The sequence below is a fragment of the Acinetobacter sp. NigerLNRRAM0016 genome (assembly GCF_054112845.1).
Genome location: NZ_JBSYVT010000134.1, coordinates 1 through 336 on the forward strand (window position 1 = coordinate 1; position 336 = coordinate 336).

1 pseudogene is annotated in these 336 nt (G+C 33.0%); it reads right to left on the reverse strand.

The window, feature by feature from the left end:
- Positions 1 to 107, reverse strand: a pseudogene (locus ACWQ4X_RS19860) (IS110 family transposase); the annotation flags it as partial.
- Positions 108 to 336 lie beyond the last annotated feature (229 nt).

The window sequence follows — 336 nt, forward strand, 5'->3', positions numbered from 1 at the left end:
TTTTGTGTATTAGAAAAGGTTTTTGACTTCTTCTTACTTGTAGAATTGTCTAAAATTAAACAGCAATCAATTTTAGCTTTAGCAACATCAATACCAAGATAAAACATAATCTTACCTGCCTGATTTACCCAATTATTGTTTTAGCATAACCACTGTCTTTTCTTGTGAATACAGCATCAGAGTGCTTAGTTACCGTCCAGAGTTGTGTAAGTGGTTAGGGCAAATTACAGGTTTTATCTCAAACTCAAACTTTATGTTTTGCTAGTACACGAAACTCTGTAATTTGCAATATAGTGATAGCTAATCACTATGAGGGGTAAGATACAAGCTAGTACA